The organism is Streptomyces sp. NPDC033136, assembly GCF_055578235.1.
In genome coordinates this window covers 236,364-261,076 of sequence record NZ_JBVIPD010000009.1, presented here as the reverse complement: position 1 = coordinate 261,076, position 24,713 = coordinate 236,364, and the positions used below count along the sequence as shown (strand labels likewise).

Here is a 24,713-nt window from a genome sequence, read left to right as displayed (position 1 = left end):
TGGGGCCCCTTCCCCACCCGCGAACGCGACAAGCCCTCAGCTCTTCGCGCGTAGATCAGGGTGAAAAGCTCAAGTCTGCCCTGAAGTGCACCGATTGCAGTGCGTCCGACCCGCGTTACCCGCTGTCCGGATAACGGAACCCGGCAGACAGCATCACGTTTACGCATCCATTCACCGCCAAGTCTGGCAGCAAAACGCCAAAGCGTTGAAGACTCCCGCACCAGGGGTGTTCGCCCTGTGTACGACGGACTGATGACGCCGCCACAGCGGCAAGTGCGGGCCGGTCACCACCGGTTGAGAGGGGTCCCTGCCAGATGACGGCACCATTGCACGAGCCGACCGCGGAAGCGGCCCCGAGCGCGGCCGAGGAAGCGGCGGTAGCCAGCGCCGACGCGAAGGCCGTACAGGGCCGTTCTCTCGGTCGGATCGCCTGGGAGCGCCTGAAGCGGGACAAACTCGCCTTGCTGGGTGGCGTCGTGGTGCTCGCGCTCGTCGTGGTCGCGCTGCTCGCGCCGGTCATCACGAACCTGGTGGGCCAGGATCCCGAGGCACACCACGAGGACCTGATCGACCCTCTGTTCGGCACCCCTATCGGGTCCTTGGGCGGCATCAGCGGTGAGCACCTGCTGGGTGTCGAGCCGGTCAACGGCCGCGACATCTTCGCGCGCATCGTCTACGGCGCCCGGATCTCACTCCTCGTCGGCTTCCTGTCCGCACTGGTCGCCGTGGTGCTCGGCACCATCCTGGGTGTTCTGGCCGGCTTCTTCGGCGGCTGGGTCGACGCTGTCGTCAGCCGTGTGATGGACGGTCTGCTGGCCTTCCCGCAACTGCTGTTCATCATCGCGCTGGTCTCGGTCATGCCGAACGAGATGCTGGGACTGTCCGGAACGGGCGTACGCCTGTTCGTGATGATCCTGGTCATCGGCTTCTTCGGCTGGCCCTACATCGGACGCGTGGTGCGCGGCCAGACGCTGTCCCTGCGCGAGCGGGAGTACGTCGAGGCGGCCCGGTCCCTGGGTGCCGGGCGGTTCTACATCCTGTTCAAGGAACTGCTGCCCAACCTCGTCGCGCCCATCATCGTCTACACGACGATGATGATCCCCACCAACATCCTCACCGAGGCGGCACTCAGCTTCCTGGGCGTGGGCGTCAAGCCCCCCACTGCCTCCTGGGGGCAGATGCTTTCGAGTGCGATCGACTACTACGACTCGGATCCCATGTACATGGTGATCCCGGGCGTGGCGATCTTCATCACCGTGCTGGCCTTCAACCTCTTCGGCGACGGCGTGCGTGACGCGCTGGATCCGAAGGGCTCGCGCTGATTTGCCGTACCCACAGCGACCCGTGGCACCCGACACGGGGTCTCTCATCTATTCCGGAGGATCCGAGATCGTGACTACCCAACGCACCTCAGGGCGGCGCAAGCAGGCCGTGGCCGCTGCCGCCGTGGTCGCCGCGCTGCTGACCACGGCGGCGTGCGGCGGCGGCAACGACGACAACGGCGACGGCAACGGCGCGGCCGGCTTCAACGCGGGCAACAACAAGGTGGCCAACGCCTCCACCAAGAAGGGCGGCGAACTGAAGTTCGCCGCCGCCCAGGACGCCGACTCGTGGGACACCACGCGTGGCTACTACGGCTTCGCCTGGAACTTCATGCGCAACTACAGCCGTCAGCTGCTGAGCTTCAAGACCGAGCCGGGCGAGAAGGGTGCCGAGCTGACGCCGGACCTCGCCACGGACATGGGCAAGGTCTCGGACGACGGCAAGACCTACACGTTCACCCTGCGGGACGGCGTCACCTGGGAGGACGGCAAGCCGATCACCTCCAAGGACGTCAAGTACGGCATCGAGCGCCAGTGGGCGCAGGACGTGCTGTCCGGCGGTCCGGTCTACCTGAAGGACCTCCTCGACCCGAAGGGCGAGTACCCGGGCCCGTACAAGGACAAGTCCGCGGACAAGCTGGGCCTGAAGGCGATCGAGACGCCGGACGACAAGACGATCGTCTTCAAGCTGCCCGAGGCGAACAGCGACTTCACCGAGATGATCGCGATGCCGTCGGCGTCCCCGGTCCGGCAGGACAAGGACACCAAGTCCAAGTACTCCCTGAGCCCGTTCTCCTCCGGCCCGTACAAGTTCCAGTCGTACTCCCCGGGCAAGTCCCTCGTGCTGGTGCGCAACACCGAGTGGAAGGCGTCCTCGGACCCGATCCGCAAGGCGTACCCGGACAAGATCAGCGTCCGGTTCTTCACCAACGCCAACGACATGGACCAGCGCCTGATCAACGGCGACTACGACCTGGACCTCAACCAGACCGGTCTGTCGCCGCAGGGCCGTACCACCGCCCTGAAGCAGCACAAGGCCAACCTGGACAACCCGCTCACCGGCTACATCCGTTACGCGGTCTTCCCGCAGAGCGTGAAGCCGTTCGACAACATCCACTGCCGCAAGGCCGTGATCTACGGCGCCGACCACGTCTCGCTGCAGAACGCGCGCGGTGGCCCCGTCGCCGGTGGTGACATCGGTACCAACATGCTGCCGCCGTCCGTTCCGGGCTCCGAGGGCCAGAAGTACGACCCGTACGAGATCGCCGGTGCCAACAAGAGCGGCAACATCGCCAAGGCCAAGGAAGAGCTGAAGGCCTGCGGCCAGCCCAACGGCTTCAAGACCAGGATCGCCGTCCGCAACAACAAGCAGGTCGAGGTGGCCACCGCCGAGTCCCTCCAGGCCTCGCTGAAGAAGGTCGGCATCGACGCCGAGATCGACCAGTACGACGGCTCGCAGACCTCCGGCATCATCGGCAGCCCCTCGAACGTGAAGAAGAAGGGCTACGGCATCATCATCATGGGCTGGGGCCCGGACTTCGCCACGGTCCAGGGCTTCGGTCTGCCGCTGTGGAGCAGCAAGTACATCCTGGAGAGCGGCAACAACAACTTCGCCCTCATCAAGGACAAGGCGATCGACGGGCTCTTCGACGACTACGTCAAGGAACTCGACGACACGAAGAAGACCGAGATCTCCACGGAGATCAACCACAAGGTCATGGAGGGCGCCTACTACCTGCCCTTCACCTTCGAGAAGTACATCAACTGGCGCTCGGACCGGCTCGCCAACGTCTACACGAGCGACGCGTACAACGGTCAGTACGACTTCGTGAACATGGGCGTGAAGTAATCCCGGTCGGCACACCCGCCACACGGCACGAAAGGCAGGTGAAGGCCGGGGCGGCGTGACCACGGGCCACCGGAGGACCTCCGGTGGCCCGGTCCGACGCCGGGCCGAGAGCTGTGCTCGCTTATCTCATCAGGCGGCTGTTCGCCGCCGCTGTGATGCTGGTGGTCATCATCCTGGTGGTCTTCAGCATCTTCTTCCTCGTCCCCAAGTGGGCGGGCGTCGACCTGGCCACGAGCTTCGTGGGCAAGCAGGCCGACCCGGCCGCCGTCGAGGCGGTACGGGAGAAGCTGGGCCTGGCCGAGCCGGTCTACGTCCAGGTCTGGGAGTTCTTCAAGGGCATCTTCGTGGGCCGCACCTACGCGGCCGGCGGCGACGTCACCAACTGCTCCGCGCCGTGCTTCGGCTACTCCTTCCGCAGCGAACAGGCCGTCTGGCCGGTGCTGACCGACCGCTTCCCGGTGACCCTGGGGCTCGCGCTCGGTGCCGCCGTGCTGTGGCTGGTCCTGGGTCTCACCGCGGGTGTCGTCTCCGCGCTCAAGCGCGGCAGCCTGTGGGACCGCAGCGCGATGGTCGTCGCGCTGTCGGGCGTCTCCCTCCCCATCTACTTCACCGGTCTGCTCAGCCTGGCGATCTTCTCCTACGGACTGAACTGGATCGACGGGCAGTACGTGCCCCTGGAGGAAAGCCTCGGCGGCTGGCTCGGCGGCATGATTTTGCCGTGGGTCACCCTGGCGTTCCTGTACGCGGCGATGTACGCGCGGATCACCCGCGCCACCATGCTGGAGATCCTCGGCGAGGACTACATCCGCACCGCCCGGGCCAAGGGCCTGAAGGAACAGATCGTCATCCGCAAGCACGCCATGCGCTCCACGATGACGCCGATTCTCACCATGCTCGGCATGGACATCGGTGCCCTCATGGGCGGCGCGATCCTGACCGAGACGACGTTCAGTCTGCCCGGCCTCGGCCAGAAGGTGCTGGAAGCGATCAAGAACCAGGACCTGCCCTTCATCCTGGGTGTCACCCTGATCACTTCCCTCGCGGTGCTCATCGCCAACCTCGTGGTGGACATCCTGTACGCCGTGATCGACCCCCGAGTGAGGCTCTCATGACCGAACTCAGCAAGTCCCAAGCGGCCGTGGGCGAGCCCACGGCCACCTCGTCGGCGCCGACCGCCTTCCTGGAAGTGCGCGACCTGAAGGTGCACTTCCCGACCGACGACGGCCTGGTCAAGTCCGTCGACGGGCTCAGCTTCCAGCTGGAGAAGGGCAAGACCCTCGGCATCGTGGGCGAGTCGGGCTCCGGGAAGTCGGTGACCTCGCTCGGCATCATGGGCCTGCACACAGCGGGCCAGTACGGCAAGCGCAAGGCCCGGATCTCCGGCGAGATCTGGATGGACGGCACCGAACTGCTGTCCGCCGACCCGGACCACGTGCGCAGGCTGCGCGGCCGCGAGATGGCGATGATCTTCCAGGACCCGCTGTCCGCGCTGCACCCGTACTACACGATCGGTGCCCAGATCGTGGAGGCGTACCGCATCCACCACGACGTCGACAGGAAGACCGCCCGCCGCCGCGCGATCGAGATGCTCGACCGGGTGGGCATCCCGCAGCCGGACAAGCGCGTCGACAGCTATCCGCACGAGTTCTCCGGCGGCATGCGTCAGCGCGCGATGATCGCGATGTCGCTGGTCAACAACCCCGAACTGCTCATCGCGGACGAACCCACGACCGCCCTCGACGTGACCGTCCAGGCGCAGATCCTCGACCTCATCCGCGACCTGCAGAAGGAGTTCGGCTCCGCGGTCATCGTCATCACCCACGACCTCGGTGTCGTCGCCGAGCTCGCCGACGACATCCTGGTGATGTACGGCGGCCGCTGCGTCGAGCGCGGCCCGGCCGAGGACGTCTTCTACGAGCCCCGCCACCCCTACACCTGGGGCCTGCTCGGCTCGATGCCGCGCCTGGACCGTGAGCAGCAGGAGCGCCTCATCCCGGTCAAGGGCTCCCCGCCTTCCCTGATCAACGTCCCGTCCGGCTGCGCCTTCAACCCACGTTGCCCGTACGCCGACGTGCCGAAGGACAACGTCACCCGCACGGTCCGCCCCGAGCTGGCCGAGGTCGGCAGCCGGCACTGGGCCGCCTGCCACATGACCACGGAGCAGCGGGAGCGTATCTGGACCGAAGAGATTGCGCCGAAACTGTGAGCGAGAACTCCAAGGACACGGTCGTGACCACGTCCGCGAAGAGCGACGGCACCGAGGCACAGGCCGCAGGCGGGGCCGCCCCCACCAAGGACGCCGCCGCCGGCGACATCCTGCTGAAGGTGACCGGGCTCCAGAAGCACTTCCCGATCCGCAAGGGCATGCTCCAGAGGCAGGTCGGCGCGGTGCGGGCGGTCGACGGCATCGACTTCGAGGTCAGGGCCGGCGAGACCCTGGGCGTCGTGGGCGAGTCGGGCTGTGGCAAGTCGACGATGGGGCGGCTCATCACCCGGCTGCTGGAACCGAGCGCCGGGACGGTCGAGTTCGAGGGCAAGGACATCACGCACCTCGGCGTCGGCGGCATGCGCCCGCTGCGCCGCGACGTGCAGATGATCTTCCAGGACCCGTACTCGTCGCTGAACCCGCGCCACACCATCGGCACCATCGTCGGCGCTCCCTTCCGGCTCCAGGGCGTCACGCCCGAGGGCGGCATCAAGAAGGAGGTGCAGCGGCTGCTGGAGGTCGTGGGCCTCAACCCCGAGCACTACAACCGCTATCCGCACGAGTTCTCCGGCGGTCAGCGCCAGCGCATCGGCATCGCCCGCGCGCTCGCGCTCAACCCGAAGCTGGTGGTGGCCGACGAGCCGGTGTCGGCCCTGGACGTGTCGATCCAGGCTCAGGTGGTGAACCTGCTGGACGACCTCCAGCAGGAGCTCGGCCTGACGTACGTGATCATCGCCCATGACCTGTCGGTCGTCCGGCACGTCTCGGACCGGATCGCGGTGATGTACCTCGGCAAGATCGTGGAGCTCGCCGAGCGCGACCTGCTCTACAGGACGCCGATGCACCCGTACACCAAGGCTCTGATGTCAGCGGTGCCGATCCCCGACCCGAGGCGCAAGTCGGCCAAGAGCGAGCGCATCCTGCTCAAGGGCGACGTGCCCTCGCCGATCTCCCCGCCGAGCGGCTGCCGCTTCCACACCCGGTGCTGGAAGGCGACGGAGATCTGCAAGACGACCGAGCCGCCGCTGGTGGAGCTGCGGGCCGGGCAGCGCGTCGCCTGCCACCACCCGGAGAACTTCGAGGACCAGCAGCCGCAGGACACCAAGCTGCTGTCCTCCGCGAAGGACGTCACCGTGGAGTCCCCCGGGAAGTAGTCGTCCCCGGGCCCCTGCCCCCGCCCTCGTCCCGTGCGTCGCCGCACATCGGGGCGGGGGTGACCCGTGGGTGAAGATGGTCGGGTGCTCCAGCAACTCTTCAGTCCGTCCGTCCAGCACACGCTCGACCTGATCGGCATCTTCGTCTTCGCGATCTCCGGCGCCCTGCTGGCCGTGCGCAAGAACTTCGACGTGTTCGGCATGGCCGTCCTCGCCGAGGCCACCGCGCTGGGCGGCGGGCTGTTGCGCGACCTGGTCATCGGGGCCGTGCCGCCCGCCGCCTTCACGGACCTGGGGTACTTCCTCACCCCGCTGTTCGCCACCCTCCTCGTCTTCTTCCTGCACCCGCAGGTGGAGCGCATCCAGGTCGCCGTCAACGTCTTCGACGCGGCCGGCCTCGGCCTGTTCTGCGCCGTCGGCACGATCAAGGCGTACGAGTACGGGCTCGGCCTGACCGCGTCGGCCGGCCTGGGCCTGACCACCGCCGTGGGCGGCGGTGTGCTGCGGGACGTCCTCGCCAACGAGGTGCCCTCGCTGCTGCGCTGGGACCGCGACCTGTACGCGGTCCCGGCGATCGTCGGCGCCACCCTGGTCGCCCTGTGCATCCGCTACGACGCCCTGAACCCGTTCACCAGCGCCCTCGCGGTGATCACCGCCTTCGCACTGCGCCTGCTCGCGATGCGGTACCACTGGCGCGCTCCGCGTGCGTGGCACCGGCGGTCGACGGTGAGCGAGGAGGAGCAGCCCCAACTGCCGTGACGGGACGGACGCCCGCCTCCCGCGTCAGCCACCCGCACGCGGGCAGGACGAGTCCGGCACTTACCGGGACATGGCCCGTGTCTCATCTCGGCGGGGCGCCTGGAGGCACTAGAAAGCTACCGCTTAGTAGTTAGTTCTTGTAGTGTTCACCCATGCCAGAAGCAGCCTCCGCCCCGGCCGTCCGGGCCTCGATCGGCGACAGCGAGTTCGACCGCGACACCGCGCTCACCCGCCGCGCGCCCGGCGTCTACGACATCGACCTCTCCGCCGGCTGGACGATCATCAGCGCCGTCAACGGCGGCTACCTGCTGGCGGTTCTGTGCCGCGCCCTCGCGGACGCCCTGCCGCACGCCGACCCCTTCACCGTCTCGGCGCACTACCTGACCGCGTCCCAGCCCGGCCCTGCGGTCGTCCGCACGGACGTGGTCCGCACCGGCCGCACCCTGTCCACCGGCCAGGCCTCCCTCTTCCAGTACGACGACGAGGGCCGCGAGATCGAGCGCATCCGCGTCCTCGCCTCCTACGGCGACCTGGACACCCTGCCCGACGACGTCCGTACGACGGCCCGGCCGCCCGCGATCCCGCCGATGGAGCACTGCTTCGGTCCGGAGGACGGGCCCGCCCCCGTCGACGGCAGCTCGGCGATCACCGACCGTCTGATGCTCAAGCTCGACCCGTCGACCCTGGGCTGGGCCCTCGGACAGCCCTCCGGCAAGGGGGAGATGCGGGCCTGGTTCGGGCTCGCCGACGGGCGTGACGCCGACCCGCTCTCCCTGCTGCTGGCGGTGGACGCCCTGCCGCCCACGGCCTTCGAACTCGGCCTGAAGGGCTGGGTGCCGACCATCGAGCTGACCGTGCACGTCCGCTGCCGCCCGGCGCCCGGTCCGCTGCGGGTGTCGATCACCACGCGCAACCTCGCCGGAGGCTTCCTGGAGGAGGACGCGGAGGTGTGGGACAGCGCGGACCGGCTGGTGGCGCAGTCCCGGCAGCTCGCGCGGGTCAGGCTGCCCTGACCCCAGCCCGGTCGGCATCGGGTCGGTTGGCTTCGGACCGGTTGGCATCGGGCTCGTTGGCATTGCCCGGTTGACATCGGCCGGTTGGCACTGCCTGGTGGGCATGTCAGGCGCCGTCGGGAAGCCGGGCAGGGCGCCTTCGGGTGCGCCTTCTGATGCTCCGTCGGGCGCACCTTCAGGGGCTCCGTCGGGAGCTGCTTCAGGTGCCGCAAAGCCGTCGGGTGCATTGTCCGGGGCCCCTTCCGGCTTGCCCAGCGGGGCGCCTGACGGCGGGCAGGGCGGCGGCTGTGGCGGTCCGGGCGGGGGCGGCCAGGGGCAGACCCGGCAGGCGAACCAGGCGGAACCGGCCCTCGGTGCGGCCGGGGCACGGCAGGGGCGGCGCGCTCGGTGAACGGGCGGGCCGCCCCTGGGCGTGGTGGGGCGCGTCAGTCCAGCCAATGCCGGCGGCCGAGGCCGATCAGCCGCATCTGGCGGGCCGCCACCCGCGCGGCCTGCCGGGTCCGTTCCTCCCGTTCCTTCTCGGGCCCCTCCAGCGCCTCCAGGAACTGCGACGCGGTGATCAGCATCTGGTCGACGTAGAGGTGCGCGAGCATCAGCAGGTCGTCCTCGGTCCAGCCCCCGGACACCGGGTCCTTGGCCAGTTCGTCCCTGACCTCCTGGGCGAACCGGGTCAGTTGGTCCCGTATGGCCTCCCGTACCGGCTGGACTCCGCCATGTCGCTCACGGGCGATGAACCGGACATGCGCGGGGTACCCGTCGACGTGACGGGCGATCAGCTCGATGGCGCGCGTGACGCGCTCCTCGTGGTCGCCCGTCGCGGACACCGTCGTCCGGATCATCGGGTGCAGGCTGCCCAGCGCCTCCTCGACCAGGGCCACGCCGAGATCCGCCGTGGAGCGGAAGTGGCGGTAGAAGGCGGTCGGGGCGACACCGACGGCGCGGGTGACCTCGCGCAGCCCCAGGCTGCTCAGGCTCTGCTCCTCCAGCAGCCCCAGGGCCGCGTCCAGGAGTGCCTGCCGGGTCTTCTGTTTCTGGGCCTGCCGGATGCCGAGGGTGTGACTCATACCATGCAGTTAACAACTGTTCTCTGGAATTGGAAAGCGATGAGAGACGCTAGACTGGGAAGTCAGTGAACAACTGTAACCACAACCGTTCACCGAAACCTGGGGGCTGTTTCCCGTGCTGTTCATCGTCGCCGCGCTGCTCCTGCTGGGTGTCGTCCTCGGCACCGTGGCCCACGCGCCGCTCACCTTCTCCGTCACCGCCGGCGTGGTCATCGCCGTCTGGCTCGGCATCTTCGCGCTCCGCGAGCGTGACCGACGGCGCCACACGCAGGCCCACTGACCACCGCACCGGCCACCGCGGCCTCGATCCGATCCCGGGAGTCGATCACCATGCAGCTCACCGCTCCGGCCACGCGCCGCACCGGTATCCGTGACACCGACGGCATGGCCGTCGCGTCCTTCGTCCTCGGCCTGCTCGGCCTGCTCGTGCTCAACATCTTCCTCGGCCCGATCGCCATCGTGCTGGCGAGTGTGGCCCTGTGGCGCGGCACCGAGCGCCGCGGCCGCGCGTTGCTCGGCCTGGGCCTCGGCGTCGCCGACCTGCTGGTCCTGGCGGCGTTCATGGAGGTCGACAACACGATCTCGTGGAGCATCTGAGCCGTCGCCGGACACCGTCCGCCGGTACGCCGCGACCGGGCCCGGGGACGACGGGCCGTCGCCGTGCGGGAAAGCGGTTCCCTTCGGCCGGCCTTGATCTGAGACCCGTGGAGGACGAGCCGTAGAATCGGGCTCACCATGGCTTACCTCGACCACGCCGCGACCACCCCGATGCTCCCGGAGGCGGTAGAGGCGTTCACCGCCCAGCTGGGTGCCACCGGCAACGCGTCCTCCCTCCACGCATCCGGCCGGCAGGCCCGCCGCACCGTCGAGGAGGCCCGCGAGACTCTCGCCGAAGCCCTCGGCGCCCGCCCCAGCGAGGTCGTCTTCACCTCGGGCGGCACGGAGGCCGACAATCTCGCCGTCAAGGGCCTTTACTGGTCACGCCGGGACGCCGACCCGGCCCGCACCCGCGTCCTCGCCAGCCCCGTCGAGCACCACGCGGTCCTCGACGCCGTGCACTGGCTCGGCGAACACGAGGGCGCCACCATCGAGTACCTGCCGGTCGACCCCCACGGCCGCGTCCACCCGGGCGCCCTGCGCGAGGCGATCGCCCGCAATCCCGGCGACGTGGCCCTCGCCACCGTCATGTGGGCGAACAACGAGATCGGCACGATCCTGCCCGTCCGCGAACTCGCCGACGTGGCAGCCGAGTTCGAGGTCCCGCTGCACTCGGACGCCGTGCAGGCCTTCGGCCAGATCCCGGTCGACTTCGCCGCCTCCGGCCTCGCCGCGATGACGGTCTCGGGCCACAAGGTCGGCGGCCCGTACGGCATCGGCGCGCTGATCCTCGGCCGTGAACACACCCCCGTCCCCGTCCTGCACGGCGGCGGCCAGGAGCGGCATGTGCGCTCCGGCACCCTCGACGTCCCCGCCGTCGCCTCCTTCGCGGTCGCCGGGCGGCTCGCCGCCGAGCAGCGCGAGTGGTTCGCCCGCGAGATCGGCGCCCTGCGCGACGCCCTGGTCACCGCCGTCCGCTCGGCCGTCCCCGACGCGATCCTCGGCGGCGACCCGGACCCGGAGGGCCGCCTCCCGGCCAACGCGCACTTCACGTTCCCCGGCTGTGAGGGCGACTCCCTGCTGCTCCTGCTCGACGCGCAGGGCATCGAGTGCTCCACGGGCTCCGCCTGCACCGCCGGCGTCGCCCAGCCCAGCCACGTCCTCCTCGCCACCGGCACCGACCCCGACCTGGCCCGCGGCACCCTCCGCTTCTCGCTCGGCCACACCTCCACCGAGGCCGACGTCGAGGCCTTGGCCAAGGCCATCGGCCCGGCGGTGGAGCGGGCGCGGGCGGCGGGGCTGACGTAGACCCCGCCCGGCCGGCTCCGTGCCCCCGACTACGCCGGGGTCGTACGCGCCTGACGCACCAGCCGCATGTACCGGTCCCAGTCCCAGTGCCGCCCCGGGTCCGTGTGGTCCGTGCCCGGGACCTCCACGTGGCCGATGATGTGCTCGCGGTCGACGGGGATGTCGTAGCGCGCGCATATCCGGGCCGTGAGACGGGCCGAGGCCTCGTACATCTCGTCCGTGAGGTCCTGCGGGCGGTCCACGAAGCCCTCGTGCTCGATGCCGACACTGCGCTCGTTGTAGTCGCGGTTGCCCGCGTGGTACGCCACGTCCAGCTCGCGGATCATCTGCGTGACGTGCCCGTCCTGGCGGACGATGTAGTGCGTGGCCGCCTTGTGGCCCGGGTCCTGGAAGGCCTTCACCGCGCTGTCGAAGCTGCCCTGTGTGACATGGACGATCACCATGTCTATGCCGAAGTCGTCGGGGCGGTCCGCGCGGCGCCAGTTCGCCTCCGACGCCGCCACCCAGCGGGCCCCCGTGTAGTCGACCTCGCCCTCCTTGCGCGGCTTCTCGACGCCGGGGGCGCGCCACCACAGCCGCGCCAACTCGTCACGGGCCAGCACGGCGGAACCCGCCGCGGCCACCGTGCCGCCGATCAGCAGCGCGCGACGGCCGACCTTCCGGTCGCCGTCCTTCGAAGCCTTCCGCTGTCCCATGTGATCGTCAACGGATACCCGGCGGCCCTGGTTCCCGCGCCCCGTACCCTGGAAGGGTTATGACTGAAACCCCGCAGCGCCCCCGCCCCCTCCGCGTCCTGGCCGCCATGTCCGGCGGAGTCGACTCCGCCGTCGCCGCCGCCCGCGCGGCCGAAGCGGGCCACGACGTGACCGGCGTCCACCTCGCGCTCTCCGCCAACCCCCAGTCCTTCCGGACGGGCGCGCGGGGCTGCTGCACCATCGAGGACTCGCGGGACGCCCGCCGCGCCGCCGACGTCATCGGCATCCCGTTCTACGTGTGGGACCTCGCCGACCGCTTCCGCGAGGACGTCGTCGAGGACTTCGTCGCCGAGTACGAGGCCGGCCGCACCCCCAACCCCTGCCTGCGCTGCAACGAGAAGATCAAGTTCGCCGCCCTCCTCGACAAGGCGCTCGCGCTGGGCTTCGACGCGGTCTGCACGGGCCACTACGCCAAGGTGACCCTCCACGAGGACGGCACCCGCGAGCTGCACCGCGCCTCCGACATGGCCAAGGACCAGTCGTACGTCCTCGGCGTCCTCGACGACCGGCAGCTCGCCCACGCGATGTTCCCGCTCGGCGACACCGTCACGACCAAGGAGGAGATCCGGGCGGAGGCCGAGCGCCGGGGCCTCGCGGTGGCCAAGAAGCCCGACTCGCACGACATCTGCTTCATCGCCGACGGCGACACCCAGGGCTTCCTCGCGGACCGCCTCGGCCGCTCCGAGGGCGACATCGTCGACGAGTCGGGCGCGAAGCTCGGCACGCACGAGGGCGCGTACGGCTTCACCATCGGCCAGCGCAAGGGCCTGCGCATCGGCACCCCGGCCCCCGACGGCAAGCCCCGCTACGTCCTCGACATCTCCCCGGTCACCAACACGGTCACGGTCGGCCCGGCCGACGCGCTGGACGTCGGCGCCCTGACCGCGATCAAGCCCCGCTGGTGCGGCCTCGCCCCCACCGGCCCCGGCACCTACACGGCCCAGCTGCGCGCCCACGGCGGCGAGACCGAGGTGACCGCCGAACTCGTCGACGGCTCCCTGGAGGTCACCTTCACCGAGCCGGTCCGCGGCGTCGCCCCCGGCCAGGCGATCGTCCTGTACGACGGCACGCGCGTGGTGGGCTCGGCGACGATCGCCTCGACCAGGCGGGCGGCGGCGGGCGTGGCCTGACCCGAGGGCACCCGCGCACGGGCTCCACGCGCGTGTGGAGCCTTCTCAGTCCCGGCTGAAGAACTCCGTCAGCACCGGCGCCAGCACGTTCGGCTCGACCATGTGCGTCTGCCCCTGGAGCGTGCGGTACGTCCCCTCGGGGACGGAGTCCGCGATCGCCCGGGCCGCCTCCCGGAGCCACCCGGGGCTCGCGTCGCCCGCGACCGCCAGGACGGGGACGCCGACCGAGCCCAGCCGGTCGCTGGGGACCCGGCCGTCGCGCATGACGGCGTCGTCGTGGGCGAGGCTCGGGGCCATCGCCTCCATGGCGGCCCACATGGGGGACTGGCGGGCGCCCTGAATCACACCCTCGGCCAGGCCGGCCAGCCGCAGGAACAACTCGACCGCGTCCCCGCGCCGTCCTTCGCCGAGCGCCTCCGTCAGCCGCTCGGTGTACTCCGCCCGCTCCCTGGCGCCTTCCTCGGACATCGCGAACGGCGTCTCGTACACCGCGACGCGCCGCACCGGCAGGCCGCTCGCCGCCGCCTCCAGGGCCAGCGCCCCGCCCGAGGAGGTGCCGTACAGGAACGCCTCGCCGCCCACCGCCTCGATCACCGCCGCCAGGTCCTCGACCTCACGCTCCACCGCGTACGGCGCGGTGTCGCCGCTGGTGCCGCGGCCCCGGCGGTCGTACACGACGACCTGGAAACGGTCCGAGAGCGACACGGCCAGCGGCGCCAGGGTGCCGCCCGTCGACATCGCGCCGCTCACCAGGACGACCGCCGGGCCGCGTCCGGTGCTCTCGTAGGCGATACGGGTGCCGTCACGCGAAAGGATCTTCTTGTCCATGCCAATGCAGACTGCCGCACGGCACGGTCTTCATGGGTGAGGCGGGCCGTGCGTCAGCCGATCACACCACTTCCACCTCGTAGAAGCACAGGTGATCCCTGATCTCGGCGACGTCCGACTTGGGATCCGGATACGCCCAGACGAGGTCCGCCGCGTCCGGTAGCGACCAGTAGGACGCGGTGCCCTTGAACGGGCAGTACGTGCGCGTGCCGGACGGTGTCAGCAGGTCGAGACGTACGTCCTCGGCCGGGATGTAGTACCGCTCGGGACAGCCCGTCTCGTGCAGGACCAGCGGCCGGTCGCTCTCCGCCAGGACCTGCCCGGCGTGAACCACGCGCACGGGCCGGTCACTCTTCTTGATGGTGATGCGATGCCCGGTGGTCACGATCGCTCTCCTTTGGATAGTCGCCCCCTACGATCAGCGCACGTTGAAGCGGAGTTCTTCCCTCGCCGCAGGAGGTCACCCATGCGAGCCACGGAACCGGCCAAGAACCGCAGCACCCTGACCCACCAGGTCCGGTACGCCCTGCGCCACCCGGAGCGCGTGCCCGCGCACGCCCGGCGTGCGGTGCGGGACGCCTGGCTGCGGCTGCGGTACCGCGACGACCACATCGCGTACTACCGCGCCGTGATGGCCTCGGACGCGGCGCGCAGCGCGGAGGCGGCGGTGGGGCACAACCCCTCCCGCGAGGCGTGGCTGCGGATCGGGCGCATGCAGTTCGACTACCTGGCGGGGCACGGCCTCCAGCCGCACCACCGGATGCTGGAGATCGGCTGCGGCAACCTGCGCGCCGGGCGGCTGTTCATCGACTACCTCGACGCCGGGCACTACTACGGCATCGACATCTCGCCGCACATCCTGCTCGCCGCCCAGGACACCCTCGTGGCCGAGAAGCTCCAGCACAAGCTGCCCCACCTGGCGCTCACGGACGACCTCACCTTCGCCTTCCTGCCCGAGGCGCACTTCGACGTGGTGCACGCGCACAGCGTCTTCTCGCACTCGCCGCCGCACGTCATCGAGGAGTGCTTCGCCCACGTCGGCCGGATCCTCGCGCCCGGCGGGTTCTTCGACTTCACCTTCGACCGCACGGAGGGCGAGGAGCACCAGGTGCTGCGCGAGGACTTCTACTACCGGACGGGGACCCTGACCCAACTCGCCGCGAGGCACGGCCTGGACGCCCGGTTCATGGACGACTGGGAACAACTCCCGCACCGGCAGTCCAAAATGCGGGTCACCCTGGCGGCGGACCGGGCCCGTACGGTGGGTTCATGAACATCTGTGTCTTCCTCTCCGCCGCCGACCTCGACGAGCGCTACACCCGTCCCGCGCGGGAGTTCGCCACCCTGCTCGGCAAGGGGGGCCACACGCTCGTGTGGGGCGGCTCCGACGTCGGCCTCATGAAGGTCGTCGCCGACGGGGTGCAGGAGGCCGGCGGCCGGCTGACCGGCGTCTCCGTGCAGTTCCTCGCCGCCAAGGCCCGCTCGGGCGTCGACGAGATGGTGGTCGCCAAGGACCTCGCCGAGCGCAAGAGGCTCCTCCTGGAGAAGGCCGACGCCGTGGTCGTCATGGTCGGCGGCACGGGCACGCTCGACGAGGCGACCGAGATCCTGGAACTGAAGAAACACGGCCACACCGACAAGCCGGTGGTCCTGCTCAACACCGCGGGCTTCTACGACGGGCTGAAGGAACAGTTCCGCCGCATGGAGGACGAGGGCTTCCTGCCCCGGCCGCTCACCGACCTGGTGTTCTTCGCCGAGGAGCCGGTGGGCGCGCTGGCGTACCTGGAGGAGAGCCGGGGCATCGCGTGACCCCGGCCGCGCGGGGGAGCCGGGCCATCGGGTGGTCCCGGTTGCGAGGGTGAGCCGGGACGTGGCCCGGGCCCGGACCGGTACGCGGCGTGACCCCCGGGTGATGCGAGCATGGCGGTCATGGCTACTCATGTGATCACCGGAGCGGGTTCCGGCATCGGCGCGGCCGTGGCCCGCCGCCTGCACGCGCGCGGGGACGAGCTCGTGCTGCACGCGCGCGACGCGGGCCGCGCCAAGGAGCTGGCGGCCGAGTTCCCCGGGGCGAGGACGCTGGTCGGCGACCTCGCTGATCCCGACAGGCTCTCCTGGGCGTTCTCCCACCAGTCGCTGCCGGACCGCGTGGACTCGCTGCTGCACATCGCCGGGGTCGTCGACCTCGGCCCGGTCGGCGAACTCACCCCGAAGACCTGGCGCCACCAGCTCAACGTCAACCTCGTCGCCCCCGCCGAGCTGACCCGCCACTTCCTGCCCCAGCTGCGTGCCGCCCGGGGCCACGTGGTCTTCGTCAACTCCGGCGCCGGCCTCAACGCCCATGCCGACTGGTCCGCGTACGCCGCCTCCAAGCACGGTCTGAAGGCCCTCGCCGACTCCCTGCGCCACGAGGAGCGCGGCCATGGCGTCCGCGTCACCTCGGTCTACCCCGGCCGCACGGCCAGCCCCATGCAGGCCAAGGTCCACCAGCAGGAGGGCAAGGAGTACGACGCGTCGAAGTGGATCGACCCGGAGTCGGTGGCCACGACCATCGTCATGGCCCTGGACCTGCCGCGGGACGCCGAGGTCAACGACCTGACGGTGCGACCGGGGAGCTGACCCCGGCGGAGCGGCTGCGTAGGCTTCTCCGGTGAGCGAAAACAGCCAGTTCAGGTTCGGTGCCGCCACCGGCGTCGGGTCCATGCCGGGCGGCGACGCCCGGGAGGCCGCCAAGACCGTCACCGGGACCTTCGAGGACTTCCCCTTCCTGCCCGAACTGCCCGCCCGCGGACCGGGCGCGGACATGATCGGCCGGACCGCCGGCCTGCTCGTCGAGCTGTACGCGCGCGTGGAGCCCAGCGGCTGGCGGCTCGGGGACCGGCCCGGGCGGGACACCAAGCGGGCCCGGTCCTGGCTCGGCGAGGACCTCGACGCGCTGGAGGAGTGCACCCAGGACTACGAGGGGCCGCTGAAGGTCCAGGCCGTCGGCCCCTGGACCCTCGCCGCCCACCTGGAGATGAGGAACGGCGAGGCCGTCCTCTCCGACCCGGGAGCCTGCCGCGACCTCGCCGCCTCTCTCGCCGAGGGGCTGCGGCTGCACCTCGGCGAAGTGCGGCGGCGGATCCCCGGCGCGCAGCTCGTGCTGCAGCTCGACGAGCCGTCCCTGACCGCCGTTCTGCGCGGCCAGGTGAGGACCGCGAGCGGCTACCGGACCCACCGGGCCGTCGACCGGCAGATCATCGAGCAGACGCTGCGCGACCTCGTCGGCGTGCACGGCGGCGGCCCCGTCGTCGTCCACTCCTGCGCTCCGGACGTCCCGTTCGCCCTGCTCCGCCGGGCGGGCGCGGCGGCCGTCTCCTTCGACTTCTCCCTGCTCACCGAGCGTGACGACGAGGCGATCGGGGAGGCGGTGGAGGACGGCACCCGGCTCTTCACCGGTGTCGTCCCGTCCGCGGAGGGCCCGTTGTCAGACCCTGCCGGTAGCGTCATGGGTGTCAGGACGCTGTGGCGCAGGCTGGGGCTGTCACCGGGGCTTCTCGCGGAGGCGGTCACCGTCACCCCGGCGTGCGGACTCGCGGGGGCCTCCCCGGGGTACGCGCGCACGGCCCTCGCCCACTGCGCCCGGGCGGCGAGATCCCTCGCGGACAACCCAGAGTAACGGGAGGACGACACGGTGGCCGGCGACAAGCAAGCGGAGACGACGACGGTGCCCGCCGAGGCACGGGAGAAGCACGCGCGCCTCGCGGAGCAGATCGAGGAGCACCGCTTCCGCTACTACGTGAAGGACGCTCCCGTCGTCAGCGACGCGGAGTTCGACGAGCTGCTGCGTTCCCTGGAGGCGCTGGAGGAGGAGCACCCGGAGCTGCGCACCCCGGACTCCCCGACCCAGAAGGTGTCCGGGTCGTACGAGACGGAGTTCACGGCGGTCGAGCACCGCCAGCGGATGCTCTCCCTCGACAACACGTTCAACGACGAGGAGATGGCCGCCTGGACGGAGCGCATCGCCAGGGAACTGGGCGAGCAGGACTACCACTTCCTGTGCGAGCTGAAGGTCGACGGCCTCGCGGTGAACCTCACCTACGAGCACGGCCGGCTCACCCGCGCGGCGACCCGCGGCGACGGCCGCACGGGCGAGGACATCACGCCCAACGTCCGGACGATCGCGGAGATCCCCGACCGCCTCAAGGGCGACGACGTCCCCGACCTCGTGGAGATCCGCGGCGAGGTCTACTTCCCGATGGAGAAGTTCCAGGAGCTCAACGCCCGCCTCGTAGAAGCCGGGGACAAGCCCTTCGCCAACCCGCGCAACGCGGCGGCCGGTTCGCTGCGCCAGAAGGACCCGCGCGTCACCGCCACCCGCCCCCTGCACATGGTCGTCCACGGCATCGGCGCGCTGGAGGGCTTCACCGGCCTGACCCGCCTCTCCGAGGCCTACGACCTGCTGAAGACCTGGGGCCTGCCCACGTCCGGCCACAACCGGGTGGTCGAAGGCCTCGACGGGATCCGGGAGTTCATCGCCCACTTCGGCGAGAACCGCCACTCCGTGGAGCACGAGATCGACGGCGTGGTCGTCAAGCTCGACGAGATCCCCCTCCAGGGCCGCCTCGGCTCCACCTCGCGCGCGCCGCGCTGGGCGATCGCGTACAAGTACGCGCCGGAGGAGGTCAACACCAAGCTCGTCAACATCCGTGTGGGCGTGGGCCGTACCGGCCGGGTCACGCCGTACGCCCAGGTCGAGCCGGTCACGGTCGCGGGCTCCGAGGTCGAGTTCGCCACGCTGCACAACCAGGACGTGGTCAAGGCCAAGGGTGTCCTCATCGGTGACACGGTGGTGCTGCGCAAGGCCGGTGACGTCATCCCGGAGATCCTCGGCCCCGTCGCCGACCTGCGCGACGGCAGCGAGCGCGAGTTCGTGATGCCGGCCGAGTGCCCCGAGTGCGGTACGGCGCTGCGGCCGATGAAGGAGGGCGACGTCGACCTGCGCTGCCCGAACGCCCGCACCTGCCCGGCCCAGTTGCGCGAGCGCCTCTTCTACCTCGCGGGCCGCAAGGCGCTGGACATCGAGCACTTCGGCTATGTCGCCGCGGCCGCCCTCACCGCCCCGCTGGAGCCGAAGACCCCGCCGCTGGTGGACGAGGGCGACCTGTTCGACCTCACCATCGAGCAGTTGCTGCCCATCAAGGCGTACGTCCTCGACCCGGACAGCGGTCTGCCCAAGCGCGACCCGAAGACCGGCGAGGAGAAGGTCGCCACGATCTTCGCCAACCAGGAGGGCAACCCCCGCAAGAATGCGCTCGCCATGCTGGAGAACATCGCGGCGGCCAAGGAGCGCCCCCTCGCCCGGGTCCTCACCAGCCTGTCGATCCGTCACGTCGGCCCCGTCGCGGCCGAGGCGCTGGCCCGCGAGTTCCGCTCGATCGAGCGGATCGACCAGGCCACCGAGGAGGAGCTGGCGGTCACCGAGGGCGTCGGCCCCACCATCGCCGCCTCCCTCAAGCAGTGGTTCGCCGAGGACTGGCACCGCGAAATCATCCGTAAGTGGAAGGCCGCCGGCGTCCGCATGGAGGCGGAGAGCACCGGCGAGGACGAGGGGCCGCGCCCCCTCGAAGGGCTCACGGTGGTCGTCACCGGCACCCTCGAACACCTCACGCGGGACGGCGCCAAGGAGGCGCTGCAGACCCGCGGGGCCAAGGTGACCGGCTCGGTTTCGAAGAAGACGTCGTTCGTCGTCGTGGGGGACAGCCCCGGATCGAAGTACGACAAGGCGATGCAGCTGAAGGTTCCCGTCCTGAACGAGGAGGGTTTCGGCGTCCTGCTGGAGCAGGGACCGGAAGCGGCGGCCGAAGTCGCCCTTTCGGCCGAGGAGTAGCGGTTGAAGGCCACCCGTTCGGCGCATACCAGATGCATACGGGTGGCCGGGGCGCATTCGGGCAACCGTCGGCGACCGCCGCCCGTGGAAGCCTTCTGCGGCCTACTGTTGAGATGTGCGCCTGCCGTGCCCAGCTGCGGTCGGGGCATCCTCGTGCTCGGGCAGGGGTACGGGGAAGGGTTATCCAGCGCGGGCCGCCCAAGGGTTGTCGGGCACCGGGCCGCGGGGCGAGGGCACCGCCGGCTGTGAGAGGGACGGGAATGGAACCGACCGAGAGCGCCGTGCCGGGCTCACGGCTGCGCCTGCGCCGCATGGCGGTCGCATGGCGTGCAGTCCGTGGGGCGGGGCGTCCGGGCGCGGAGGCGCGCGTCGTCGGACAGTACACCGCGGACGGGCGTGCCGGCGGGGGGCGCGCCGCGACGGACGGCCGCGGCGCGCAGCAGGCCGCCGAGCACCCCACCGCACTGGCCGGAGCGGATCCGGACCGGGACTCCGAACGGCACCAGTCCTGGCCCGTGCTGCCCGCGGCGGTCGTCGCGGCGGCCGGGTTCGTCCTGGGCGCCGGCTTCTACCGCGCGTTCACCGACGGCCACGCGCTCTTCCCGTCGGGCACGGCCGGCTGGGCGCTGGCCGTGCTGACCGGCATCATCGTCGGCCACCTCGTCATGCTGGGCCGGTCCCGCTGGTGGGGCGGCACCGGCTCGGGCGCCGCCCTGACCCTCGCCGTGCTGCTGCTCTACGGCTGGGTCCCGGCCGGCATGGTCAGCCTCACGGTCGTCGTGCTGGTCGGCATAGCCCGCCGCAACCGCTGGCGCCAAGGGGTCCTGCACGGGGCGGTCGACCTCCTCGGCATCGGCGCCGGCGCCCTGGTGCTGGGCGTCTTCGGAACGGTGCCGTCCGTCGAGTCCCCGGCGGAGCCCGGCGCCTGGACGCTCGCCACCGCGCCCGAGGTGGCCCTGGTCGCCGCCGCGTACCTGGCGGTCACCCGCGTCCTGCTCTGGTACCTGCACGCCCCGCGCCCCGGTCTGCCCACCGTCGCCCGCACCGCCCTGGTCAGACAAGGCCTGGTCGCGATCGCGCTGCTCGGCATCGCGCCGCTGGTCTGCGTGGTCGCCGTGGCCAAGCCGATCCTGCTGCCGCTGTTCTCCATCCCCCTGATCGCCCTGGACTCGACCCTGTGGATAGCCCGGGCCCGGGCGGAGGAGCAGCTGCGCGACCCGCTGACCGGGCTGCCCAACCGGCAGTGGCTGCTGGAGCGGATCTGGGCCGCGCTGGACGACGCGGAGCGGATCGACGCCCGCGCCGCCCTGATGCTGATCGACCTCGACCGTTTCCGGTCGGTCAACGACACGCTCGGCCACCTCGCCGGTGACCGGCTGCTGCTGCAGATCGCCGACCGGCTGCGGGTGGCGCTGCCACGCGGCGCGGAGGCCGCCCGGCTCGGCGGGGACGAGTTCGCCGTCTTACTTCCAGTGGCCGACTCCACGACCTCCGCGACCCGGGTCGCCCGCAACCTGGTCGCCGCACTCAGCTCCCCGCTCGACCTCGACGGCCTCACCCTCGTCCTGGAGGCCAGCGCCGGAGTGGCCGTCTTCCCCGACCACGCCCTGGACGCCGAGGGGCTGCTGCGCCGGGCGGACGTGGCGATGTACCAGGCGAAGCGGGACCGCACGGGCGTTGAGGTCTACGAGTCAAAGCGCGACTCCAACACCCCCGACCGGCTCGGTCTGCTGGGCGACCTGCGCCGCGCCCTGGACGCGCACGAGGTGCATCTGCACTACCAGCCCAAGGTCCGCTTCGACGGACAGGTCGCGGGCCTGGAGGCCCTGGTCCGCTGGGTGCACCCCGAGCGGGGCAAGGTGCCGCCGGACGAGTTCATAGCGATCGCCGAGTCCTCGGGCCTGATGCCCCACCTCACCGAGTACGTCCTGGAGACCGCGCTCGGCCAGGTCGCCCGGTGGCGCGCGCAGGGCCTGTTCGTGCCGGTCGCGGTGAACGTCTCCCCGCGAGATGTGCACACCCCCGGCTTCGCCGGCTCCGTCGCCGCCCGGCTGGCCCGGCACGGCGTCCCCGCGGGAGCGCTCCAACTGGAGATAACGGAACACGTCCTCCTCGAGGACCCCGGACGCGCCGCCGACACCCTCAACGCGCTGACCGGGCACGGCGTGAAGATGTCCCTGGACGACTTCGGCACGGGCTACTCCTCCCTCGTGCACCTGCGCCGGCTCCCCGTCAGCGAACTGAAGATCGACCGCTCCTTCGTGGCCCGGCTCGCGGTCGACACCGAGGACGCCGAGATCGTGCGTTGCACGGTCGACCTCGCGCACTCCCTCGGCCTGCTCGTCGTCGCCGAGGGCGTCGAGGACGACGAGACCTGGGAGCGCCTGCGCGACCTGGGCTGCGACGCCGTCCAGGGCTGGCTGGTCGCCGCCGCGATGCCGCCCGACGAGACCACGGCCTGGCTCCGGGCCCGCGGCTCCCGGGGCTGGCAGCGCCCCCGGGCGGCCCTCCCGGCGGCGACGGCGGACGACTCGGGCCGCATCGCTTAGGGGTCCTTTCACTATGCCCGCCCGGGTCGCGTGGTCTGGCACCGCGCCTCGCCGCGTTGCCCGGCACCAGTCCACGCGACCTGATCGGACGCTCATGGTGAAAGGACCCCTTGGAGCCACGACCGGACCGGCTCGCTTTTTGGATCGGCTCGCTCTCCGTTTGAACCACTCCGGCGGTGCCGGGCCGCCGGGGCCGGTGAAGCTGTTTCACGGGCACACCTGCCCGCCCCATAGGATTGCTCCCAACCACACGACACTCACCCAGAGGATCGCTGCATGCCTGGCATCACGCGCGAGGAGGTCGCCCACCTCGCCCGGCTGGCGCGTCTGGAGCTGAAGCCCGAAGAGCTCGACCACTTCGCGGGACAGCTGGACGACATCATCGGCGCGGTCGCCCGCGTCAGCGAGGTCGCCGACCAAGACGTACCGCCGACCTCGCACCCCCTCCCGCTGACGAACGTCATGCGGGCGGACGAGGTCCGTCCGTCGCTCACCCCCGAGCAGGCGCTCTCCGGCGCCCCGGCCCAGGAGCAGCAGCGTTTCAAGGTGCCGCAGATCCTGGGGGAGGACTAAGAACTCATGACGGACATCATCAAGCTCACCGCCGCCGAGACCGCCGCGAAGATCGCCTCCGGCGAGCTGTCGGCCGTCGAGGTCACCGAGGCCCACCTCGCCCGCATCGAGGCCGTCGACGAGAAGGTGCACGCCTTCCTGCACGTCGACCGCGAGGGCGCCCTCGCCCAGGCCCGTGCCGTCGACGAGAAGCGCGCCAAGGGGGAGAAGCTCGGGCCCCTGGCCGGTGTGCCCCTCGCGCTGAAGGACATCTTCACCACCGAGGGCATGCCCACCACCGTCGGTTCGAAGATCCTCGAAGGCTGGATCCCGCCGTACGACGCGACGGTCACCCAGCGGCTGAAGGCCGCCGACGTGGTCATCCTCGGCAAGACCAACATGGACGAGTTCGCCATGGGGTCCTCCACCGAGAACAGCGCCTACGGCCCGACCGGCAACCCCTGGGACCTCACCAAGATCCCCGGCGGCTCCGGCGGCGGTTCCTCCGCGGCGCTCGCCTCCTTCCAGGCGCCGCTCGCCATCGGCACCGACACCGGCGGCTCCATCCGCCAGCCCGCGGCCGTCACCGGCACGGTCGGCGTGAAGCCGACGTACGGCGGGGTGTCCCGGTACGGCATGGTCGCCTTCTCCTCCTCCCTCGACCAGGGCGGCCCCTGCGCCCGCACGGTCCTGGACGCGGCCCTGCTGCACGAGGTGATCGCCGGGCACGACCCGCTCGACTCCACCTCCATCGACGCCCCGGTCCCGCCGGTCGTCGACGCCGCCCGCAACGGCTCGGTCGAGGGCATGCGCGTCGGCGTCGTCAAGCAGTTCCGCGGCGAGGGCTACCAGGCCGGCGTCATCCAGCGGTTCGACGAGTCGGTCGCGCTCCTCAAGGAGCTGGGTGCCGAGATCGTCGAGCTGGACTGCCCGTCCTTCGACCTGGCGCTGTCGGCGTACTACCTGATCGCGCCGAGCGAGTGCTCCTCCAACCTCGCCCGCTTCGACGGCCTGCGCTACGGCCTGCGGACCGGCGACGACGGCACGCACTCCGCCGAGGAGGTCACCTCGCTCACCCGCGAGGCCGGCTTCGGCCCCGAGGTCAAGCGCCGCATCATGCTCGGCACGTACGCCCTGTCGAGCGGCTACTACGACGCCTACTACGGCAGCGCCCAGAAGGTCCGCACGCTGATCAAGCAGGACTTCGACACGGCGTTCGAGCAGGTCGACGTGATCGTCTCCCCGACGACCCCGACCACCGCCTTCGCGATCGGCGAGCGCGCCGACGACCCGATGGCGATGTACCTCGCCGACCTGTGCACCATCCCGACCAACCTGGCGGGCAACGCGGCCATGTCGCTGCCGTGCGGTCTCGCCCCGGAGGACAACCTCCCGGTCGGCCTGCAGATCATCGCCCCCGTCATGAAGGACGACCGCCTGTACAAGGTGGGTGCCGCCGTCGAGGCCGCCTTCGTGGAAAAGTGGGGCCACCCGCTGATCGAGGAGGCTCCGTCGCTGTGAGCGCACTGTCCAAGGCCAAGGGCTTCAAGAAGTCCAAGTCCGGCCTGTACATCTCGATGGCCACGTCGGCGTTCGGCGCCGTCGGGGTCTACAAGCAGATCAAGAAGGCCCGCGGAGACAACGACACGCTGCGGCTGCTCGACGCCGTCGTGACCGGAGCGGCGGTCGTCACCAACCTGGCCATTCTCTACCGCGAGCTGAAGCAGCTGGGCGACGAAGACGTCCTGTTGGGCTGAG

24 protein-coding genes are annotated in these 24,713 nt (G+C 70.7%); 20 read left to right on the top strand and 4 right to left on the bottom strand.

Features of this window, described 5'->3' with window-relative positions:
* The first annotated feature begins 314 nt into the window (after nucleotides 1-314).
* The 7 genes from ACZ5TL_RS19620 to ACZ5TL_RS19590 all read left to right on the top strand — a co-directional run bounded on the left by ACZ5TL_RS19620 (nucleotide 315) and on the right by ACZ5TL_RS19590 (nucleotide 8,303).
* On the top strand, nucleotides 315-1,322 hold the full coding sequence (locus tag ACZ5TL_RS19620) for an ABC transporter permease (protein ID WP_468591187.1): 1,008 nt from the start codon (nucleotides 315-317) through the stop codon (nucleotides 1,320-1,322).
* 70 nt (nucleotides 1,323-1,392) lie between these two features.
* Nucleotides 1,393-3,171 (top strand): ABC transporter substrate-binding protein, encoded by a 1,779-nt coding sequence (locus ACZ5TL_RS19615; RefSeq protein WP_468591185.1) that lies wholly within the window; start codon nucleotides 1,393-1,395, stop codon nucleotides 3,169-3,171.
* Nucleotides 3,172-3,284: 113 nt separating this feature from the next.
* A complete protein-coding gene (locus tag ACZ5TL_RS19610; RefSeq protein ID WP_468591239.1) occupies nucleotides 3,285-4,283 on the top strand; it encodes an ABC transporter permease in 999 nt (332 codons plus the stop codon).
* Nucleotides 4,280-5,377 carry an ABC transporter ATP-binding protein gene (locus ACZ5TL_RS19605; protein WP_468591184.1) on the top strand — a complete coding sequence of 366 codons (1,098 nt, stop codon included), beginning with the start codon at nucleotides 4,280-4,282 and terminating at the stop codon, nucleotides 5,375-5,377. Before ACZ5TL_RS19610 ends, ACZ5TL_RS19605 begins: the two co-directional genes overlap by 4 nt.
* A 23-nt stretch (nucleotides 5,378-5,400) precedes the next feature.
* Nucleotides 5,401-6,531 (top strand): ABC transporter ATP-binding protein, encoded by a 1,131-nt coding sequence (locus ACZ5TL_RS19600; RefSeq protein WP_468591182.1) that lies wholly within the window; start codon nucleotides 5,401-5,403, stop codon nucleotides 6,529-6,531.
* 84 nt (nucleotides 6,532-6,615) lie between these two features.
* Nucleotides 6,616-7,290 carry a trimeric intracellular cation channel family protein gene (locus ACZ5TL_RS19595; RefSeq protein ID WP_468591181.1) on the top strand — a complete coding sequence of 225 codons (675 nt, stop codon included), beginning with the start codon at nucleotides 6,616-6,618 and terminating at the stop codon, nucleotides 7,288-7,290.
* Between the two features lie 152 nt (nucleotides 7,291-7,442).
* The gene (locus tag ACZ5TL_RS19590; RefSeq protein WP_468591179.1) at nucleotides 7,443-8,303 is read left to right on the top strand and encodes a thioesterase family protein; all 861 of its coding nucleotides are present in this window, start codon (nucleotides 7,443-7,445) and stop codon (nucleotides 8,301-8,303) included.
* A 425-nt stretch (nucleotides 8,304-8,728) separates the two neighbouring features.
* Here the strand turns inward: ACZ5TL_RS19590 and ACZ5TL_RS19585 are convergent, their stop codons facing one another.
* Nucleotides 8,729-9,367: a TetR family transcriptional regulator gene (locus tag ACZ5TL_RS19585; RefSeq protein ID WP_468591178.1), complete on the bottom strand. Its 639-nt coding sequence runs from the start codon at nucleotides 9,365-9,367 to the stop codon at nucleotides 8,729-8,731.
* Nucleotides 9,368-9,482: 115 nt separating this feature from the next.
* Between ACZ5TL_RS19585 and ACZ5TL_RS19580 the strand changes: the two genes are divergently transcribed.
* The 3 genes from ACZ5TL_RS19580 (at nucleotide 9,483) to ACZ5TL_RS19570 (ending at nucleotide 11,272) form a co-directional block, all read left to right on the top strand.
* Nucleotides 9,483-9,647 carry a hypothetical protein gene (locus tag ACZ5TL_RS19580; RefSeq protein ID WP_468591176.1) on the top strand — a complete coding sequence of 55 codons (165 nt, stop codon included), beginning with the start codon at nucleotides 9,483-9,485 and terminating at the stop codon, nucleotides 9,645-9,647.
* 50 nt (nucleotides 9,648-9,697) lie between these two features.
* The gene (locus tag ACZ5TL_RS19575; protein WP_468591175.1) at nucleotides 9,698-9,964 is read left to right on the top strand and encodes a DUF4190 domain-containing protein; all 267 of its coding nucleotides are present in this window, start codon (nucleotides 9,698-9,700) and stop codon (nucleotides 9,962-9,964) included.
* Between the two features lie 138 nt (nucleotides 9,965-10,102).
* The gene (locus ACZ5TL_RS19570; RefSeq protein ID WP_468591173.1) at nucleotides 10,103-11,272 is read left to right on the top strand and encodes a cysteine desulfurase family protein; all 1,170 of its coding nucleotides are present in this window, start codon (nucleotides 10,103-10,105) and stop codon (nucleotides 11,270-11,272) included.
* 29 nt (nucleotides 11,273-11,301) lie between these two features.
* Here ACZ5TL_RS19570 and ACZ5TL_RS19565 read toward each other — a convergent pair whose 3' ends face one another.
* Nucleotides 11,302-11,967, bottom strand: coding sequence for an N-acetylmuramoyl-L-alanine amidase (locus ACZ5TL_RS19565; RefSeq protein ID WP_468591171.1), 666 nt, complete (start codon nucleotides 11,965-11,967; stop codon nucleotides 11,302-11,304).
* Between the two features lie 59 nt (nucleotides 11,968-12,026).
* On the opposite strand from ACZ5TL_RS19565, the gene mnmA reads away from it, so the two are divergent.
* A complete protein-coding gene (gene mnmA / locus ACZ5TL_RS19560; protein WP_468591170.1) occupies nucleotides 12,027-13,157 on the top strand; it encodes a tRNA 2-thiouridine(34) synthase MnmA in 1,131 nt (376 codons plus the stop codon).
* 45 nt (nucleotides 13,158-13,202) lie between these two features.
* Here mnmA and ACZ5TL_RS19555 read toward each other — a convergent pair whose 3' ends face one another.
* Together ACZ5TL_RS19555 and ACZ5TL_RS19550 are read right to left on the bottom strand one after the other, a co-directional pair.
* Nucleotides 13,203-13,985 carry an alpha/beta fold hydrolase gene (locus ACZ5TL_RS19555; protein WP_468591168.1) on the bottom strand — a complete coding sequence of 261 codons (783 nt, stop codon included), beginning with the start codon at nucleotides 13,983-13,985 and terminating at the stop codon, nucleotides 13,203-13,205.
* A gap of 61 nt (nucleotides 13,986-14,046) precedes the next feature.
* On the bottom strand, nucleotides 14,047-14,370 hold the full coding sequence (locus ACZ5TL_RS19550; protein ID WP_468591166.1) for a DUF427 domain-containing protein: 324 nt from the start codon (nucleotides 14,368-14,370) through the stop codon (nucleotides 14,047-14,049).
* 81 nt (nucleotides 14,371-14,451) lie between these two features.
* Here ACZ5TL_RS19550 and ACZ5TL_RS19545 point away from each other — a divergent pair, with 81 nt between their 5' ends.
* The 9 genes from ACZ5TL_RS19545 to ACZ5TL_RS19505 all read left to right on the top strand — a co-directional run bounded on the left by ACZ5TL_RS19545 (nucleotide 14,452) and on the right by ACZ5TL_RS19505 (nucleotide 24,712).
* A complete protein-coding gene (locus ACZ5TL_RS19545) occupies nucleotides 14,452-15,258 on the top strand; it encodes a class I SAM-dependent DNA methyltransferase (protein WP_468591165.1) in 807 nt (268 codons plus the stop codon).
* Nucleotides 15,255-15,794, top strand: coding sequence for an LOG family protein (locus ACZ5TL_RS19540; RefSeq protein WP_468591164.1), 540 nt, complete (start codon nucleotides 15,255-15,257; stop codon nucleotides 15,792-15,794). Before ACZ5TL_RS19545 ends, ACZ5TL_RS19540 begins: the two co-directional genes overlap by 4 nt.
* A gap of 111 nt (nucleotides 15,795-15,905) precedes the next feature.
* Nucleotides 15,906-16,604: an SDR family oxidoreductase gene (locus ACZ5TL_RS19535; protein WP_468591163.1), complete on the top strand. Its 699-nt coding sequence runs from the start codon at nucleotides 15,906-15,908 to the stop codon at nucleotides 16,602-16,604.
* A gap of 31 nt (nucleotides 16,605-16,635) precedes the next feature.
* The gene (locus ACZ5TL_RS19530; protein WP_468591162.1) at nucleotides 16,636-17,643 is read left to right on the top strand and encodes a methionine synthase; all 1,008 of its coding nucleotides are present in this window, start codon (nucleotides 16,636-16,638) and stop codon (nucleotides 17,641-17,643) included.
* Between the two features lie 15 nt (nucleotides 17,644-17,658).
* The gene (gene ligA / locus ACZ5TL_RS19525; RefSeq protein ID WP_468591161.1) at nucleotides 17,659-19,854 is read left to right on the top strand and encodes an NAD-dependent DNA ligase LigA; all 2,196 of its coding nucleotides are present in this window, start codon (nucleotides 17,659-17,661) and stop codon (nucleotides 19,852-19,854) included.
* 260 nt (nucleotides 19,855-20,114) lie between these two features.
* Entirely contained in the window at nucleotides 20,115-22,403 is a 2,289-nt protein-coding gene (locus tag ACZ5TL_RS19520; protein WP_468591159.1) for a putative bifunctional diguanylate cyclase/phosphodiesterase, read from the top strand.
* 276 nt (nucleotides 22,404-22,679) lie between these two features.
* Nucleotides 22,680-22,976 (top strand): Asp-tRNA(Asn)/Glu-tRNA(Gln) amidotransferase subunit GatC, encoded by a 297-nt coding sequence (gene gatC, locus ACZ5TL_RS19515; protein WP_018531282.1) that lies wholly within the window; start codon nucleotides 22,680-22,682, stop codon nucleotides 22,974-22,976.
* Nucleotides 22,977-22,982: 6 nt separating this feature from the next.
* Entirely contained in the window at nucleotides 22,983-24,476 is a 1,494-nt protein-coding gene (gene gatA / locus ACZ5TL_RS19510; RefSeq protein WP_468591157.1) for an Asp-tRNA(Asn)/Glu-tRNA(Gln) amidotransferase subunit GatA, read from the top strand.
* On the top strand, nucleotides 24,473-24,712 hold the full coding sequence (locus ACZ5TL_RS19505; RefSeq protein ID WP_384166824.1) for a hypothetical protein: 240 nt from the start codon (nucleotides 24,473-24,475) through the stop codon (nucleotides 24,710-24,712). The genes gatA and ACZ5TL_RS19505 overlap by 4 nt, the downstream gene beginning before the upstream one ends.
* The last annotated feature ends 1 nt before the right edge of the window (nucleotide 24,713 follow it).